1 protein-coding gene is annotated in these 507 nt (G+C 62.3%); it reads right to left on the bottom strand.

Annotated features, from left to right (window positions below; translation table 11 throughout):
- Positions 1–507 (bottom strand): hypothetical protein (locus ACQY6C_RS15030; protein WP_427970102.1); only part of this gene is annotated, 507 nt, incomplete at both ends.

Genomic DNA, 507 nt, shown 5'->3' with positions numbered 1-507 from the left:
CTTTGCCGCACTTCCGGCACTTGTCCTTGCCGCGGCTCGGCGGCCCAGTTCGTTCTCCGTTCGAATCGGAGCCCGAACCGGTCTTCTTTCCGCCGTTGTTCTTGCCGCGACTACCGAAGCCGCCGCCGCCGGAGCCGCTGCTGCGGCGCCCGCCATCCGACTCCTTCTGCTTGTAGCGCTCGAGCCATTCTTCCTCCGTGAGGTAGAGTTTCTCCCCGCCGTTGCCGGCGACTACTCCATCATCCTCGACGGCCTTCAACCGCGCCGTGACCTCCTCCACTGACAGCGATTCAATGTCAAGGAGAGTTTCAATTGATACGATGAGCTGGCGATACCTCGGCCTTGCAACACGCAGGTACTTCGCGACGATCTTGTCGTCGGGCTCGGGATCACCCAACGTCGCCAGCTGGTTCGTCATGCCTGTTAGGCGCATGGCGAAGTCTTCCACCGTCTCACCGTCGCGGAGTGTCAGCTGTTCGTAGTCCCGCCGCAGCTTCTGCGCGCTTG

The organism is Altererythrobacter sp., from assembly GCF_050299635.1.
Taxonomy (GTDB): domain Bacteria; phylum Pseudomonadota; class Alphaproteobacteria; order Sphingomonadales; family Sphingomonadaceae; genus Erythrobacter.
The sequence above is the reverse complement of the archived record's forward strand: the minus strand, read 5'-3'. Positions and strand labels throughout refer to the sequence as shown.